Here is a 16,334-nt window from a genome sequence, read left to right as displayed (position 1 = left end):
TTCGTCGCGTGGTCCGATCGGCGCGGGCCTGTCCCACAGATCTACCTCCAGCACTTCGACGCCGCGGGCAACATCGCCGACTCTTCGGGCGTGGCGGTGACGTCTGCACCGCTCGCGCAGCGGCGACCCAGATTGCTCTCGGATGGCGCGGGCGGCGTGTTCCTGGCGTGGGAAGACTCGAGCGCGACAAGCGGGCGTCACCTCCGCGCACAACGATTCGACTCATCGTTACAGGCGCAGTGGGGGAGCGGCGTCGCGGTGACACCCGGCGTCGCCGCGGACCAGATTTACGTCGCGCTGGCTTCCGATGAGGCGGGCGGACTCTTCCTCGACTGGATCGACCGGAGATCGGGAAGTTATCAAGTCTACGCGGTGCGACTCGATGCCGGTGGTGGCGCGGTGTCACCGTGGCCAGCCGGTGGAGAGCCAATCGCCGCAGGCCCGAACATCGTGCCGGGCCCCTCGGGCAGCTTCTATGCGAGCGGGGGCACGACCGCGACGCACGTCCAGGCCGACGGCACGCTCGCCCCCGGAATCCCGGCCCAGGGAGTTGCGCTGTGCACCGGCAACTGTGGCCCGATCGAGACCGGCGCCTACCTCGCGGCCGACGGGACCGGCGGCGCCATCGTGGCCTGGGACGAATGGCGACCCGGTCCCAATCCGCGCCAGGAGCTCGAGCACTCGTTCGCGGCGAAGATCGGCGAGACCGGGATCGTGGCGACGTTGGCCTCGCTGGTCTCCGCCGAAGCATCGCCGGGCGAGGCGCGGTTGGAGTGGCAGCTGGGTGAGCCGGCGACGATCGATGTCGAGCGCGCCGAGTCTGCGAGCGGCTCCGCCGTCGCGTGGTCGTCGCTGGCCCGCGCGAGTTCCGACGCGAGCGGGCGGCTGATCGTGGCAGACACCAGCGTCCGCCCCGGCACCCGATATGGCTACCGGCTGGTGAAGAGCGAGGGCGCGACGGTCGCCGTTCTCGGCGAGACCTGGCTCGACGTGCCGGCGGCGAGCACCTTGAGCCTCGCCGGCGCGCGGCCCAATCCCACCTCCGGCGAGCTGAGCCTCGCGTTTTCCCTGCGCGATGGCTCGCCGGCGACGCTCGAGCTGCTCGACGTCAGCGGCCGTCGCGTCGCGTCGCGCCGAATCGAAACACTCGGCGCGGGCGGGCACGTGGTGCGATTCGGCGAAGCCTCGCGCCTCGCGCCCGGCATCTACACTGCGCGGCTCACCCAGGGCGGGCGCGCGGTGACCGCGCACGTGGCGGTGGTGCGGTAGCCGGCGCCTCGGCTCGATCGACGATCGCGATCCGAGGGGCGCGCTTGTCCCTCACCCAAGGCCTTTGTTAGCTTTGCCGGCCTGCTTTGACTGCGGCGCTCCGCTCGCCGTGCCCGACCGGGCGAATTCGAGTTGGAAAGGAGCCGTTTCGTGAAGCCGTGTGCAGTGAGGCGTGCGTTCGTGCTGGCGACCGTCCTCGCATGGTCGGTGACCGCGGTTGCCGTGTCGCGCCCGGCGCTGGCCGCGAATCCCGGCAAGCCCGCCCCGGCCATCAACGACAACGATGGCTCGGGGTGGAAAACCGGGGCCCGCTGGATCCAGTTCCGCGCGGGCTACGCCAAGGCTCAGGGCGTGGACGAGCCCGATGGCGGGGGCGGCTACGGCTTCGGCTTCCAGCGGATGATGAGCGATCGAATGTCGCTGGGCATCAACCTGCAGCACGATCTGCTGGGCACCTTCGGCGCGGCCTCCAAGATCGAGATCCCGGTGGTGCTCGAGATGCTCTGGCACTACCACTGGAGCGCGGGACTCTACCCGTACGTGGGCGGCGGCGTGGGCGCGGCGTACCGATACACCTATCGCACCGGCGACGATCAATCGAGCTGGCAGCCGATGCTCTCGCTCACGATCGGCACCGACTACCCGATCGGCAAGAACAAGGTGCTCGGCCTCGACATACGCCTGGCGGGCGTCTCGAGCGATGAGCCGCAGAACCCGGTGTTCGGCGAGGAGGGGCCTCGTAGCGTTCACTGGAGCATGAAGCTCACCTACGCGGTGACCTACTAGGCCGCTTCGCGTCACCCCGACGCCGCCCGCGACCATCGATCGACGCGATCGGCGGGCGTCTCTCCTCCGGCCTCGCGCCAAACCCCGGCGCGCCAATGGGCGGCGCCTGGCTCGCGGCGGGCACGCGGCGTGCAGTTCGCTCCCGCGACCGCCGGCATGGGCGGCGCGTGGCGTCGTCGAGGCAGCGTCATCGTGCTGCCCTCGTCGTGTCGTGGGGGCCCGACGAGCCGGCGGTGCGGTCCAGGGACCGGGACGTGCGGTGCGGTGAGGAGGGCCCCCGGGTCCCACCGCCCCTCGGCAAGGCGCTAGTTGCTGGAATCCCCTCGCCGGCCGAGCAGCCGATACACGCCGAACAGCGCCACGGCCATCGCCGCGACCAGCAGCACGCCCGTGGCGCGCGGCAGGGCCTCGAGCATCATGCCCAGCAGCCCGCAGGCGCCGCAGAATCCCCAGAGCACGAACAGCGAGGCTCGCGGCCCGATGCCGAGTCGCAGAACCCGATGGTGCACGTGTTCGCGATCGGCGCTGAACACGTGGCGGCCGGCCTTGAGGCGCCGGGCGAACGCGAACACGCCGTCGGCGAGCGGCACCGCCAGCGCGGTCAGCGGGAAGAGCAGCGCCACGGTGGTGGTCGCCTTGCGGTTCTCGAGCAGCGACGCCGCCGCCAGAACCAGCCCCAGGAAATGGCTGCCGGTGTCGCCCATGAAGATCCGGGCGGGCGGGAAGTTGAAGAACAGGAAGCCGAGCGTGGTGCCGATGAGCAGCGAGGCCATGAACATCACGTAAAAGTCGCCGTGTCCACGGCCCACCCACCACAACGTCGCGGCGGCGATGGCGACCACGCCGGCGGCCAGTCCATCCAGCCCATCGATGAGATTGATGGCGTTGATCACGATCACCACCCAGAGGATCGCGAGCGGCCCGCTCCAGATGCCCGCGGCGATCGGCTCGCCGAATGGATTGGTGAGCAGCGGCACGCCGTAGCCGAACGCCACCAGCACCACGCCGGCCGCGATCTGGAACAGCAGCTTCACGGGCGGGGAAACCCCGCGCGTATCGTCCACGATGCCGAGCCCCAGCAACGGCACCGACGCCAGCGACAGCCCGAGCAGCGGCCGCACGTCCAGCTCTCGCGCGGGTCCGGGCAGCGTGCGCGCGAGCCACGCCACCGCCAGCGTCGAGGCCGCCATGGCCAGCCCCCCGAGGGTCGGTACCGGCTGGTCGTGGATCCGCCGCGGCCCGGGATGATCGAGCGCGCCGGCCCGATGCGCGAGCACGCGCACCAGCGCGGTGGCGACCACCGTCAGGGCAAGCGTGGCCAGTGCCAACTGGAGCGAATAGGGCATGGGTCAGCGAGGGCGAAGCGCGTTGGCGATCAGCATGACCCCGGCGCGCGACAGGATGAAGGCGCTGGCCAGCGCGTCGAGAACGGGATTCATGGGATGGTGCTTGCGAAAGTAGTGGATCATCCCGGTGTGCCGCTCCCAGATCACCCTGGCGGACACGCGACGTTTGCTGGCGCCAATCTCGTGCACCGCGACCGCCGCCGGGACGAACGACACGCTCCAGCCGGCCAGGTTCATGCGCCGGCACCAGTCCACGTCCTCGTTGAACATGAAGAACTGTTCGTCCATCCCGCCCACCTCGTCGATGGCGTCGCGGCGCACCATCAGGCAGGCGCCCGAGAGCCAGTCCACCTCGCGCTCGGTGGTGCGGTCCCAGTCCGAGAGCAGGTAGTGGCGGGACCAGCGATTGTTCGGAAACAGGCGGGTCAGCAAGGAATAGCGGTTGAACAGGAAGGTGAAGGGGCTGGGAAAAGATCGGCCCGAGTACTCGATCCTGCCGCTTCCGTCGAGCAGCTGCGGGCCGGCAATGCCGACACGCGGGTGCGAGAGCAGGTAGTCGGCCAGGACGCGGGGGGCGTCGGGCCGCATCACACAGTCGGGGTTCAGCACCAGCACGAACGGCGCGCGGGTGGCCGCGATGCCCTGATTGACGGCCCGGGCGTAGCCGACGTTCTGGGTGTTGGCGATCAGGCGGACGCCCGGGTAGCGCTCTTCCAGCATCCCGGCCGTCCCGTCACGCGAATCGTTGTCCACCACCACCCGTTCGAGCTCCTCGCCGCCGGCCGCGAGGGCGTCCAGGCACCCGGCGACGGCATCCCGTGACTTGTAGTTGATGATGATGGCGGCGATTTGCATGCGCGCGGGCGCGGGAGGGGAGGGCAAAAGACTAGCGAGCGCGGCCGTGCCTCTCGAACCCTTCCCCACGAATACAACCAGGTTCGATCAGCGGCCGGCACGCGCTCGCGTCAGAAACTATGCGTGAACCGGGCCGCTTTCGCAAACCGGGAATGGGCGCCGGGACTGCCTTCCTTCACGGCTCGATCGCCGCGCCAGGCCCCGCCTCGCCCGGTTTCCTTGCCGTTCCGGGCGCGGCAAGTGGCCGTCCCAGGGCGGATTCGAGCCAGCGCCGAATGCGCTCGACGTGGGTGCCGTTCCAGTACCACTTGCCCTCCAGCGGGCAGTAGCGAAACTCGGTGTAGGAGCGCAGCACTCGGCCCGGAACCTCGCCGCGGGCCTCGATCGGATGACGGATCTGAAGAGGTGAGTTGCACTCGGGGCAGCGGCTGAACGGCGGATCGGCCGGCTCGAAGCGCGCCGCGACCTCGCGCACCGCGATCGCCGGTTCGCCGCGCGGCACCCGGAGCACCGCCACTGAGCCGAAGCGCCGCGGATGCCGCGCGCTGAGCGTGAGCAGCACGCGGCCGTCGCGCGCCGCGGCCTCGAACAGCTCTTCGAGACGGGCGCTGCCGAAGCCGGCCACGTCGTAACCGAGGAATCGCAACCGGCGGGCGACGAAATCGAGCGACGAGTCGGTCACGAACCGCGCGATCGGCATCTGGCCACCGTAGACGCCGGAATGGGGGTGGGCAAGTGCCGCCAAGTCCAAGCGGTCCAGCCGCTTCAAAGGCTCGGATTGACGCGCCCGGCGGCCTCCCGCAACCTCACGCCCACATGAGACCCGTCTCAGGCGGCACGAGGCCGCCCGATTCCTGGACGATCGACCGCCGGCGCTTCCTCGCGCTGGCCGGAGGCACGGCCGCCTACCTGGCGCTTCGCCCGACCGAGAGCTGGGCGAAGAAGGCCGGCAAGGCGAACCCCTCGCTCCAGCCGTGGGCGCTCCCCGAAGAGATTCCGGGAAATCCAGTGGACGCGGCGCGCGCACTGATCGGGGCCGCGGTGCTGGCGCCGAGCGACTGGAACGCCCAGCCCTGGCGCTTCGAGGTCGAGGGCAACGCGATCCGGCTGGTGGCCGACGCGCGTCGCGCGCTTCCGATCACCGACCCGGCTCGCAAAGGGATGATGATCGGGCTCGGCGGGGCGCTCGAGAATCTGCTGATCGCCGCGCGCTCGTGGGGTCAGCGCACCACGGTCAGCTACCTACCCCACGACGGCGCCAACGGCGTGACGGCCGAGGTGGGATGGGCGCCGGGCGACCCGAAGCGGGATCGCACGCTCTTCGCCGCGATCCCCGAGCGGCGCACCAACCGCCATGACTTCGACGGCCGCGGCGTGTTCCCGCAGAACCGGACCTCGCTGCTGGCTGAGACCATGGAGGGCCTGGGGCTCTACTGGCTCGACGATCCCGACAGGATCGACGACGTCGCGGACGTGGTCTACGAGTCCACCCACGAGCAGGTCTCGAATCCCAGGGCGCAGGCCGAGCAGTTCTCGTGGATGCGCTTCGAGAACGATGCGGAGAAGCGCGGCGACGGCGTTCCGGTCGACGCGCTGGAGCTGAGCGGCCCGGCTCACTGGTTCGCCGGGCGCTACTTCAACCCCTCGAGCTGGTTCCTGCGGCTCGGCGCCGAGTACGCCGCCAAGCAGGCGCGCGGGCAGGTGAAGAGTTCGGGCGCCCTGCTGCTGATGACCTCGGCGAGGCAGGACGAGACCGAGTGGCTACTGTGTGGGCAGAGCTACGAGCGGATCGCGCTCAAGGCGTCGAATCTCGGCATCGCGCAGCAGATCCTGAGCCCCCCGACCGAGCTCGAGCACTACCGTGCCGGGCTGCGCACTTCCTTCGGCGTGCCGGTCGCCGAGCAGCCGTTGCTGCTGGTGCGCCTCGGCCATGCTCGCAGGCCCGATCCCACGCCGCGCCGCGCCGTGAGCCTGGTGGCGACGTTCAGGAACACGTAGCGGTCGCGGCGCGTAGATTCCGCTTCGCGATCGTCCGCACCGCACCCTGGCGGCATCCTTCGCTGCTCTGGATCTCGGGGCTGCTCTGGCTCACGTTTGCGATCTACTGGAGCGCGGCCGCTGGCTGCCGGACGCGCGCTGGATGGCGCCGGCCGGCATCGCGGCGCAGGCGCTGAGCCTCGCGCTCATGATCTGGTCGCGCCGGCATCTCGGCCGCAACTGGAGCGGCGAGATCTCCAAGAAAGAGAATCACGAGCTGGTGCGATCGGGGCCCTATCGGGCGCTCCGCCACCCGATCTATACCGGCATGCTCGGCATGTACCTGGCCACCGCGATGGTCGCGGGAAGGCTGCATGCCCTGCTCGGCTTCCTAGCGCGCACCTCGCCGCGACGCCGAAATGGCTCCTAGCCGGCCTTCGCAATCGGGTCCGGTGTCTCCGCCGAGTTTCGGCGTCCGCCTCCATACCACTTGAGCGCCGCGCGAACGCGCTCTTCCAGGGGTTCCTCGAAGGCGGCACCGCCACTGGCCGCGGCCTCCTCGGCCTCTTCGGCTCGGATCCCGAGCCGCCGAAGGGCCCGTACCACATCACCATCGAAGGGTGTGGCGGGGGGCGAGGCCACCACGAGCGCCCTGGTAGCGGCCGCGCGCCTCTCCTTCATGAACCCGGCGCCGAAGGCCCGCTCGGCCTCGAGCTGGTTGTGGGTGCGGCAGAGCAGCCGCAGGTTGTCGACCGTGGACGCGCCGCCCTTGGCCGCCGGCACCACGTGGTCGTACTCCAGGTCCTTTCGCGCCTCGCAACGCCTTCCATCCTCGCTCACGAACACGCACCGGCCGCCGTCGCGCTCGCGCACCGCCCACCTGACATCCGCCGGAATGTGGCGTGGCGCGGCGGTCTCAGAGGGTGAGTTCTGTCGCCGCTTCGCGCCCCGTCCGTACTTCTTCTTCTCGAGCTCGGCGATCAGCGAGTCCAGCGCTCGGTCGAGCACCCGAGCGATCTCGCCCGCGTGGCCCCCACGGCCCAGCAAGTCCTGGGCATGGCGCAGTTTTTCGAACGTGCTCTGCGGGATCATCACCTCGATGTCCACCCGCCCCGCGCCGAGCGGAGTGACCCGCGCCTCGGGGGGAACTATCTCTGGAGATAGTTGTCCGCCGGTTACGGAACCCGCCCCGGCTGACCCGTGGGCAAGAGCCGGCTCGACCCGCTCGGGGACATCCAGCTTCGGGAATCGATCCGCGATCATCTGGCGGATTTCGGCATTGGTCTTGTGCGCGGCGGCGGCGAGCCATTCGCCCACTGTCCCCCCGTCCAGATGAGGCGCGAGAATCAGGATGCCCGACAGTGTCAGCCGTCCGTCGGCCAGAGCCTCGAAGAGCACCGGAAGTCTTCGGGCCGTCCTCGCCGCGCGGAGCCGGCGGTCGATCGACTGGTCGTCGAGATCGAAACGGGCGGCGCACCAGGCATGCATGGAGGGAAAGCCGGCCGGAGCGTAGAGCTTTCGTTCATCGACTGCCGCCAGATGCGCGAGCAGCTCGGCGGTGGTGGCACGATCGCGAGCGATCAGCGAGTCGACATTGTGGAGTACCGATCCGTCGGAAACTCTTTCCAGCAAGTAGCGCGACATGGCAACCTCGACGGGGGCGTGTGTCGAGGGGGCATCGTGAACATGCTCTTTCTATCACGCGCGTTTTCGGCGCCGCAGGATCGGCGCAGCGAGCCGAACGCGGCGCGAGACGAGAAAATTCGCCGCCCGCTCATTTCGCGCGGCCCACGCGCCCCACGCGCGCGCTGCGGTGGCATTCGATCGGCATTCGCCGCAGCACGCCACACGCACCCGAAAACGCTGTCAAGCGAAAAGCGGATCCAGACCGGGCGCACTGGCAACAGATCAGAGCGAGCACGTGGGTCACGGGGGCGCCGCATTCAGGAACATCCGCGAAGGACCGCGGTCGAGTCGACCGCTGCTCGCGGAATGGCCCCGACGATCCGCGCGGATTGTTGACGCGCCGCGCCCCGGTGCGCGTCTCCCGAGTCTCCGCCCGCCTCAGCTCCCGCTCAGCGTCATCTCCGCGATCAGCAGGGTCGGGCTCGCCACCGAGCCGTCGAACTCGAGATCGTCGCCGACGGCAATCACGTTGCGCAGCATCTCCAGCGAGTTCGACGCCACCGTCACGCCCTCCACCGGGAACGCCTTCTCGCCGTTCTCGATCCACTGGCCCTGGGCCTGGAACGAGTAGTCGCCGGTGACGTCGTTGAAGCCGTACGAGCCCTGGTCGTCCATGTAGAAGCCGCGCCCGGCCCGCTTGAGAATCGCCTCCGGCGAATCGGCGCCACGCTCGATGTAGAGATTGTTGTAGCCGATCCCCGGCGTCGACGAATAGCCGCGCGCGCCATTGCCGGTCGGGCGGGTCTTCGCGCGCCGCGCGTTGTACACGTCGTAGACGAACTGCGCGCACCGTCCGCGGTCGATCAGCAGATTGCGACGCGAGGCGATGCCCTCGCCGTCGCAGGGCGACGAACCCTCGCCGCGCGGCATCACGCCGTCGTCGACCAGCGTCACGAGCGGCGAGGCAATGGTCTCCCCCAGCTTCTCGGTGAGCCATGACGAGCGCTTGATCACGCTCTCGCCACTGAAGGCGTCGAACATCTCGGCAATCCAGCTGGCCGCGATGTCGGGATGCAGCACCACCGGCACGCGCGCGGTCGGCACGCTGCGCGCGCCAATCCGCGCCACCGCGCGGCGCCCCGCCTCGCGCGCGATCGCCTCGGCGGTCGGAAAGTCGGCGAGCCATCGCTTCGACACGCCGTAGCCACCGCTCTGCTGCTTGCCGTCGCGATCGCCGGCCAGCGCCACCGCGTACGCGCTCATCGAAGTGCCGGCGTAGCCGCGCAACAGCCCGAGCGAATTGGCGATCACGAACTGGCCTTCGCGCGTGCTCACGCCGGTCGAATCGCTGCGTTGAATCCGCGGGTCGTGCGCGAGCGTGATGCGCTCCAGCTCGATCGCCAGCGCGATCTTGGCTTCGGCCGGCAGCTCGAGCACGGCGGAGTCGTAGAGCGCGAGATCCGTGGCCGGCTCGCCGGCGTCGGCGGGCGAGGGCACGCCGTGGTTCTCGTCGGGCGTCGAGAACCGCGCCAGTGACACCGCGCGCCGTGCCAGGTCATCGAGCGTCGCCGATGCCACGTCGGTGCTCGACACGAACCCTTCGGCGCCGCCCACCAGCACCCGCAGGCCGAGCCCGCGCGTGCCGCTCTGCTTCAGGCTGTCGATCGCGCCGTTCTGAACCTTGACCCGGAACGAGCGCGAGCTCTCCACGCACGCCTCGGCCTGATCGGCGCCGGCGCGCAACGCGCGTTGCACGGCGTCCTCGGCCAGATCGAGCAGCGCGCGGTCGACCCGCGCGTCCGCCACCGCCGGCGCGCTCACGTGGCCGTCCCGCCCACGGTGATCGCGGTGAAGCGCACCGTGGGCTGCCCGACGCCGACCGGCTTCCACTGTCCGTCCTTTCCGCATGAACCCGTGGTGCCGTCGATCTCGAGGTCGTTGCCGACCGCGTCGATCTTGAGCATCGCGTCGTTGCCGTTGCCGGCCAGCGTGGCGTTCCGCACCGGCTCGGTGAGCCGGCCGTTCTCGATCCGCACCGCTTCGGTCACCTGGAACGAGAAATTGCCGTCGGCGGGATTGACCGAGCCCCCGCCCAGCGTCTTGCAGTAGAGGCCGCGCCTGACCTCGCCGATCAGCGACTCGGGCGAATGCGGGCCGGGCTCGATGTAGGTGTTGGTCATTCGGCACAGCGGAAACTCGCGGTAGCTCGAGCGCCGCCCGTTGCCGGTCGGGCGATTGCCGGTGAGGCGCGCATTCAGCAGATCCCACATGTAGCCGACCAGCACGCCATCTTCGACCAGTACTGTGCGCTGGGCCGGAGTTCCTTCGTCGTCCACCCGAAACGAGCCGCGGCTGTTCGGCACCAGCCCCGAATCCACGATGGTCACGCCCTTCGCCGCCACCGGCTGGCCCATCTGGGTCGCGCGAATCGAGGTCTGGCGGCGAATCGAGTCGCCTTCCATGCTGTGCCCGAAGCACTCGTGCACCATGACGCCGCCCCAGCCTGGCGCCACCACCACCGGATACGCGCCGGCCTCGGGCTCGCGCGCGTGCAGCAGAGTGACCGCGCTCTCCGCGGCCTCGCCGGCCACCGTCTCCGGCGTCCGCACGGTCTCGAAGTAGTCGGCATCCACGCAGCCGCCCGCGGCGGCGAACGACGATTGCCGTTCCCGGCCCTCCAGCGCCAGCGCCGTCACCGAGAAGCGGGTGAGATAGGTCTGATCTTCGGCCCACAGCCCGTCGCTGTTCGCCACCAGCAGGTTCTTCGAGGCATCGGCCAGCGACACCCACACTTCGTGGATGCGCGGATCGTGGCCACGAGCACGATCGTCGGCGCGCCGGATCAACGCGATCTTGGCCGCCTCGTCGAGCGCCACCGGGGCCGGATGCTCGAGCGTGAACGGCGGTTTCACGTCCACCACCCGAAACGCGATCGGCGCGCCGTTGGTGCTCCCCTCGCGGGCGATCCGCGCCGCGACGCGCGCGGCCTCGCGCAGATCGCCGGGCGCGAAACCGTCGGCGTAGGCGTAGCCGGTCTGCTCGCCGGCGATCGCCCGGATGCCGACGCCCTGAAGCACCTGGTAGCTCGAGGTGCGCAGGCGGCGCTCCTCGAGCTGGAACGAGGTGTGGACCGAGTACTCGCCGAACACCTCGGCGAAGTCGGCGCCCGACGAGCGCGCCAGATGCAACAGCTCCTCCACCAGCTCACGCGGTAGGCGAGCCGAGAGCGCGGGTGCGGTGGCTGAGGCCGAGGTCATGGAGAGGCCATCCGGGTCGAGGGCGGGGCGAGGATCGAGGCCGGGAGTCTAGGGGCTCGCGCCCATCACGCAAGTCATGGGCCGGGCGTGTGATTCCCGAGGGGCTTCCGGGTCTCACACGGCGTTGGGCCCCGCGCCGCCCCTGGCGCGCCCTTGTCCCGCATCGCACGAGGAGATGACGCATGCTTCGCCGTCCATTCCCCACCCGATTCGTCGCTCCGGTCCTGCTGATCGTGGCCGCCACGCTGCTGGCGCTCACGCCGCCCGCGCTCGCCGCCTGGGGCACCACTGGCAACGTCGTCGCCAACACCAGCGTCGACGAGATTCCCGGTTACAGCTTCCTCGACGTCGGCAGCAACATCGCGCCCGACATGGACGGCGGGGCGTTCGTGGCCTGGTCGTTCCCGACCTCGAACGACTCGATCCGGCTCAATCGCATCGACGGTTCGACCGGTGCGCGCGTCTGGGGCGCGAACGGCGTGAAGATCAACGAGGGCGGGAACGCCCAGGGGCCGGCGCACGTGGTCAGCGACGGGTTCCGCGGGTGCTGGGTGGTGTGGTCGGACACGCGCGTGAGCGCTCCCGGTCTCTACTGCCAGCGCGTAGATCGGGATGGCGTCCTGCTCTCGGCGGCGCGCGTCACCACTTCGCTCACTTCCTCCGGCGACAACGACGTGGACATCGCGCTGTCGAGCGACGACCAGCTGCTGGTGGCTTGGTACGAGAACGGCGTCGGCCTCAAGGTTCAGAAGCTCGATCAATTCGCGAACTCCACCTGGACCGCCGGCGGCGTGCTGGTGACGACCGACGACGACCCGTTCACGGTGCAACTGATGTCCGACGGCAACGGCGGCGCCGTGATCACCTGGGAATCGGCGCGCGCCTCGCTGCCCGGAACCGCGGGCCATTCCAAGATCCTCGCCAACCGCGTCAATTCCTCGGGCGCGGTGCAGTGGGGCGCGGAAGGCAGCGTGGTGCAGGCCGGCACCGGCGTCACCGCCACCGAGTCGCGCGCCACGTGGGACGGCACCAGCCTGTTCGTCACCTGGATGCACGTCACCACCACCACCAGCATCCACGCCCAGAAGTTGAACGGCAGCGGCGTCGCCCAGTGGGGCACCACCGCCGCCGGCATCCGGGTGATGGACGAGGTGGACACCGCGTGGGACCACAATTCGTCGGTGCTACCGCAGCCGCGGGTGGTGAGCGATGGCGCCGGCGGCATCATCGTTGCCTGGGTGGACGCGCGCGACTACGACCGGCCGGGTCCCAACACCTTCCCGCACGCGCAGGACATCTACGGCCAGCGCCTGAATGGGAGCGGCGCCACGCAGTGGAACGGCGCGGGCGAGGCCAACGGCGCCGCGATCGACTCCATCACCGGCACCCAGTACGAGCTGCAGATGGCGAGCGATCACGCCGGCGGTGCGACCCTGGTCTACACCGATCTCTCGAAGTCGGCCGGCACCACCGACGACGACATCCAGGGCCGCCGCATCGATGGAAACCACGCCACCATCTGGCACGCCTATCTCAACAACGGCACCCCGGCCGACGGCGAGCAGTACAAGCCGCGGCTGGTGGACGACGCCGCCGGCGGCGCGTTCTTCGTGTGGGAGGATCATCGCAACGACGGCACCACGCACGCCGACGTCTACATGACGCATCGCACGCAGTCGGGCAGCACCTCGTTCCCATCGATCACGGTCACCTTCCCGAACGGCGGGCAGTCCTACGTCACCGGCCAGATCGTGCCGGTCACCTGGACCAGCAACTTCGGCTATCTGGTGGACGTCACCTTCGACGCCGACGGCGTGCATCACCTTCCGATCCTGCCCGGCAACCCGACGTTCGATGACGGCGCGTTCAACTGGACGGTGCCGGGAGACCTCACTACCACTCTCGCGCGCATCAACGTCTCCGATCACGGCGACGGCGTGCCGACCGACAGCTCGGACGTGACCTTCACGGTGTGCTCCAACCTGAGCTACAACTTCGGCGTGAACGGCATCAATGGCGCCCAGTCGGTCGCGAGCGGCGACTTCAACGAGGACGGAATCCTGGACCTCGCGGTGGGATCGACCGACAGCGTGTTCGTGCTCTGGGGGCTCGGATCGGCCGGGGTTGGCAACGGGCGATTCTCGAAGCATGCTACGTACGCGCTGCCCGGCGGCGGGCGCGGAATCGCCGTCGGTGATTTCAACCAGGACGGACGTCTCGATCTGGCGGTGACGTGCTCGAGCGGGGCCGCGATCCTGCTCGGGCTCGGCAGCGGCACGGTCGGCAACGGCCTGTTCGCCGCGCCGGTGATCTATGCCACCGGCACCAATCCCAGCGGGATCGCGGTCCAGGACTTCAACGAGGACGGCATCCTCGATCTGGTGGTCACGAACGCCTCCAGCAACAACATCTCGATTCTGCTCGGCAATGGCTCGGGCGGTGTCGGCAACGGCACCTTCGCTGCGGCCGTCAACTACGCGACTCAGCTGACGCCGGCGCAGGTCACGGTCGCCGATTTCAACTCCGACGGCCGGTGGGATCTGGCGGTCACCAACGACCAGGGGACCAGCAACTCGGTCTCGATCCTGCTCGGCAACGGCGTTGGCGCGGTGGGCAACGGCACCTTCGGCGCCGCGGTCAACTATCCGGCCGGCCAGAACCCCTGGGGCATCGCGACCGGCGACTTCAACAGCGACGGCATCACCGATCTGGCGATCGGCAGCAACACCGCGACCGGCGTCGAAGTTCTGCTCGGCAACGGCTCGGCGGGCGTCGGCAACGGCACCTTCGCGCCCGCGGTTTCGTATCCGGTGGGCGGCGGCGTGCGCGGGCTCGCAGTCGCTGACTTCAACAAGGACGGGCGCCCCGACATCATGGGGCTGGTCTCCAATACCAACAGCGTCGTCTACCTGTTCGGCAACGGCACCGGCACCACCGGCGACGGAACCTTCACCACCGGCGGGCTGGTGCTGACGAGCAGCCAGTTCCCGACCGCGCTCGCGCTCGGGGACTTCCAGGAAGACGGCATCGTGGATGTGGCGATCGCCTCCAGCACTTCCGACGATGAGCAGACCTATGTCGGCGAGTGCATCTCGGCGCTGTCGTCGAGCATCGCCGTGACCAGCCCCAACGGCGGCGAGGGATTCGCGATCGGCACCGAGCGCACCATCACCTGGACCCGAGGGGCCGGCGTGATGGCGGTCAACGTCGAGTTGTCGCGCGATGGCGGCCTCAACTGGGAAACACTCGCCGGCGATCTCACCGGCACGAGCTTCAACTGGACGGTGGTCGGTCCGGCGACCTCGCTGGCCCGGGTCCGCGTGAGCGACGCCAGCCTCTGGAACGCGAACGACATCAGCAACGCCAACTTCTCGATCGGCAACCCGGCAGTGACGGTCAACTCGCCGAACGGCGGCGAGACCGTGCGCACCATGGATTTCCGCACGCTCACCTGGACCAGCAACGCCGGCGGCAACGTGAAGCTCGAGGTCGCGCCGGTTGGCCAGCCGCGCCAGACCATCATCGCCTCGACCCCCAACAACGGCAGCTTCCGCTGGCTGGTGCCCAACACGCTCTCGGGGCTCGGCAAGATTTACGTCACCAGCCTCGCCTTCCCGGGCGTTGCCGACAGCAGCGACGTGCCCTTCAACTTCTGCACGCGGCTCGGCGCGCCGGCTTCGTATCCGGCCGGCAGCGTCGTGAGCGCGCTCGCCCACGGCGATGTCAACAACGACGGCATCGACGACATCGTGGCGGCAGGTTCCAGCGGCTACACGGTGATGCTCGGCAACGGCTCGGGCGGCGTCGGCACCGGACTGTTCACGCCGCAGGGAACCGTCGGCCTCTCCTTCTCGCTCGCCGCCGACGCGCTCGCCGACTTGAACGGCGACGGCATCCTCGATCTCATCGTCGCGCGCGGAACCACGCTCGGCGTGCTGCCCGGCAACGGCTCGGGTGGCGTCGGCACCGGCACGTTCGGGCCGCTCACGACGTTCCCATCGGGCAGCAGCATGACCTCGCTGATCGTGACCGATCTCAACGAAGACGGGATCGCGGACGTGGTGGCGACCGCGCCGGCGATCGACTCGATGCTGGTGTTCATCGGCCAGGGTTCGGGCGGCGTCGGCAACGGCAGCTTCGCCCCGCGCGTCGACTACCCGACCGGGGACCAGCCGCGCGACGTGGTGTGCGGCGACTTCAATCACGACGGAATTCCCGATCTGGCCGTCGCCAACCTCGGCAACAACACGATCACCGTGTTCATCGGCCAGGGCGGAGGCGGGGTCGGCAACGGGACGCTGGTTCCGTTCCAGACCGTGGCGACACTCACCGGGCCCAGCAAACTGGCGCTCGGCGACTTCGATCTCGATGGGCGGCTCGATCTAATCGCGATCAACGGCACCACGCTCAGCTTCCACAAGGGGAACGGCATCGGTCCGATCGGCGACGGCACCTTCGGCGCCGGCGCCACCGCGTCGCTGCCGCATACCGGCACCACCTGTGTCGCGGTCGCCAACTTCGACTTCGATCAGTATCCCGACCTGCTCGTCGCGGGCGGAGCCTCGAACATCGCGTCGGCGCTCCAGAACGGCGGGCTCACCACCTTCCCGTCCCTGGGCGACTTCGCGGTGGGCGCCAAACCCACCGCGATCATCACCGGCGACTTCAATCAGGATGGCGCGCTCGATATCGCCACCTCACAGCAGGGAAGCAACGACGTGAGCGTGGTGCTGGGCAACGACTGCGACCCCAGCTTCCCCGGCTCGCTGATCACCGTGACCAGCCCGAATGGTGGCGAGACGCTGCCGATCGGCGTCGCGCGCAGCATCACCTTCACGCGCGATCCCGAAGCCACGGAAGTGGACGTCGAGCTTTCGCGCGATAACGGTCGCCACTGGCAGTCCATCGCTCACGCCATCTCCGACAACGCTTTCACCTGGAACGTGGTCGGCCCGGCCACCGACTCGGCGCTGGTGCGCGTCCACGACAGCGCCGTCCCCACCTGGTCGGACGTGAGCGACGCGCCGTTCCACATCGGCGTCTCGACCACCGCCGTTCGCGATGGCGTGAAACCGGTCGCGGCCTCATTCTCCCGCCCCTGGCCGAATCCGACCCGCGGCGAGGTGCGCTTCGAGCTGGCGCTTCCCCACGATGCCGAGGTGAGCGTGGACGTCTACGACGTGAACGGGCGCCACGTGAGCTCGCTGGCCAGCGGAGC

11 protein-coding genes are annotated in these 16,334 nt (G+C 69.4%); 5 read left to right on the top strand and 6 right to left on the bottom strand.

Features of this window, described 5'->3' with window-relative positions; translation table 11 throughout:
- Together VMJ70_08815 and VMJ70_08810 are read left to right on the top strand one after the other, a co-directional pair.
- The coding region (locus tag VMJ70_08815; GenBank protein ID HTO91217.1) for a hypothetical protein at positions 1-1,269 on the top strand (1,269 nt) is incomplete at its 5' end.
- A 150-nt stretch (positions 1,270-1,419) separates the two neighbouring features.
- Positions 1,420-2,055: a hypothetical protein gene (locus VMJ70_08810; GenBank protein HTO91216.1), complete on the top strand. Its 636-nt coding sequence runs from the start codon at positions 1,420-1,422 to the stop codon at positions 2,053-2,055.
- 305 nt (positions 2,056-2,360) lie between these two features.
- Here the strand turns inward: VMJ70_08810 and VMJ70_08805 are convergent, their stop codons facing one another.
- From VMJ70_08805 to VMJ70_08795, 3 genes are all read right to left on the bottom strand, one after another.
- Positions 2,361-3,401: an MraY family glycosyltransferase gene (locus tag VMJ70_08805; protein HTO91215.1), complete on the bottom strand. Its 1,041-nt coding sequence runs from the start codon at positions 3,399-3,401 to the stop codon at positions 2,361-2,363.
- Between the two features lie 3 nt (positions 3,402-3,404).
- Positions 3,405-4,256, bottom strand: coding sequence for a glycosyltransferase family 2 protein (locus tag VMJ70_08800; GenBank protein ID HTO91214.1), 852 nt, complete (start codon positions 4,254-4,256; stop codon positions 3,405-3,407).
- A gap of 175 nt (positions 4,257-4,431) precedes the next feature.
- The gene (locus VMJ70_08795; protein HTO91213.1) at positions 4,432-5,007 is read right to left on the bottom strand and encodes a Mut7-C RNAse domain-containing protein; all 576 of its coding nucleotides are present in this window, start codon (positions 5,005-5,007) and stop codon (positions 4,432-4,434) included.
- Between the two features lie 65 nt (positions 5,008-5,072).
- Here VMJ70_08795 and VMJ70_08790 point away from each other — a divergent pair, with 65 nt between their 5' ends.
- Positions 5,073-6,254, top strand: a complete 1,182-nt coding sequence (locus tag VMJ70_08790; protein HTO91212.1) for a hypothetical protein — start codon at positions 5,073-5,075, stop codon at positions 6,252-6,254.
- Positions 6,255-6,396: 142 nt separating this feature from the next.
- A complete protein-coding gene (locus VMJ70_08785) occupies positions 6,397-6,663 on the top strand; it encodes an isoprenylcysteine carboxylmethyltransferase family protein (GenBank protein HTO91211.1) in 267 nt (88 codons plus the stop codon).
- On the opposite strand, the gene VMJ70_08780 is transcribed toward VMJ70_08785, so the two are convergent.
- The 3 genes from VMJ70_08780 to VMJ70_08770 all read right to left on the bottom strand — a co-directional run bounded on the left by VMJ70_08780 (position 6,660) and on the right by VMJ70_08770 (position 11,116).
- Positions 6,660-7,631, bottom strand: coding sequence for an HNH endonuclease signature motif containing protein (locus tag VMJ70_08780; protein HTO91210.1), 972 nt, complete (start codon positions 7,629-7,631; stop codon positions 6,660-6,662). The two genes, VMJ70_08785 and VMJ70_08780, sit on opposite strands and share 4 nt — an antisense overlap.
- A gap of 666 nt (positions 7,632-8,297) precedes the next feature.
- A complete protein-coding gene (locus VMJ70_08775; GenBank protein HTO91209.1) occupies positions 8,298-9,680 on the bottom strand; it encodes a TldD/PmbA family protein in 1,383 nt (460 codons plus the stop codon).
- Positions 9,677-11,116: a TldD/PmbA family protein gene (locus VMJ70_08770; protein HTO91208.1), complete on the bottom strand. Its 1,440-nt coding sequence runs from the start codon at positions 11,114-11,116 to the stop codon at positions 9,677-9,679. The genes VMJ70_08775 and VMJ70_08770 overlap by 4 nt, the downstream gene beginning before the upstream one ends.
- A gap of 182 nt (positions 11,117-11,298) precedes the next feature.
- Here VMJ70_08770 and VMJ70_08765 point away from each other — a divergent pair.
- The coding region (locus tag VMJ70_08765; GenBank protein ID HTO91207.1) for a VCBS repeat-containing protein at positions 11,299-16,334 on the top strand (5,036 nt) is incomplete at its 3' end.

Source organism: Candidatus Sulfotelmatobacter sp. (genome assembly GCA_035498555.1).
In the GTDB taxonomy this organism is placed as follows: Bacteria; Eisenbacteria; RBG-16-71-46; order RBG-16-71-46; family RBG-16-71-46; genus DATKAB01.
Note: the sequence above shows the minus strand (reverse complement) of the source record. Positions and strands in the feature narration are given on the sequence as shown.

What these genes read in the sequence shown, in the direction of transcription:
- VMJ70_08805 (HTO91215.1), bottom strand. Translation starts at nt 3,401, where the DNA reads ATGCCCTATTCGCTCCAGTTGGCACTGGCCACGCTTGCCCTGACGGTG.
- VMJ70_08800 (HTO91214.1), bottom strand. Translation starts at nt 4,256, where the DNA reads ATGCAAATCGCCGCCATCATCATCAACTACAAGTCACGGGATGCCGTC.
- VMJ70_08790 (HTO91212.1), top strand. Translation starts at nt 5,073, where the DNA reads ATGAGACCCGTCTCAGGCGGCACGAGGCCGCCCGATTCCTGGACGATC.
- VMJ70_08785 (HTO91211.1), top strand. Translation starts at nt 6,397, where the DNA reads ATGGCGCCGGCCGGCATCGCGGCGCAGGCGCTGAGCCTCGCGCTCATG.
- VMJ70_08770 (HTO91208.1), bottom strand. Translation starts at nt 11,116, where the DNA reads ATGACCTCGGCCTCAGCCACCGCACCCGCGCTCTCGGCTCGCCTACCG.